We start from the raw sequence: 373 nt of genomic DNA on the forward strand, positions 1-373 counted from the left end.
GGAAGATGCCGTACATGCGCTCGATGTCGGCAGCGACGGCGTCCTTGCCGTCGCGCCGGCTGAAGGCGCCCATTTCGAGGTTTTCGTGCACCGTCAGCTTGGGAAAGATCCCCCGCCCCTCCGGCACCAGCGCCAGCCCTTCGCGGATCAGGTCGTGGCCCTTGATCGCCGCATGCGCCTTGCCATCGAAGGTGATGCTGCCGGCACTCGGCTTCAGTAGCCCGGCCAGCGTTTTCAAGGTGGTGGTCTTGCCCGCGCCCTGCAGGCCGGCCATCAGGATGACGGCGGGCGGCTGCACGGGCAGCGACAGTTCGCCGGAATCGGCGCCCAGGTCGCCGCCCATGAGGGCGGTCAGTTCCTTGTGTACCACGCC

Annotated in this window: 1 protein-coding gene; it reads right to left on the reverse strand. The window is 67.8% G+C overall.

The genetic code is table 11. From position 1 onward, the window contains the following. Positions 1 to 370 (reverse strand): ATP-binding cassette domain-containing protein (locus SB765_RS28255; protein WP_410932303.1); only part of this gene is annotated, 370 nt, incomplete at its 3' end. Between the last annotated feature and the right edge of the window lie 3 nt (positions 371 to 373).

This window comes from Pseudomonas sp. SIMBA_067 (genome assembly GCF_046534675.1).
GTDB classification, from domain to species: domain Bacteria; phylum Pseudomonadota; class Gammaproteobacteria; order Pseudomonadales; family Pseudomonadaceae; genus Aquipseudomonas; species Aquipseudomonas putida.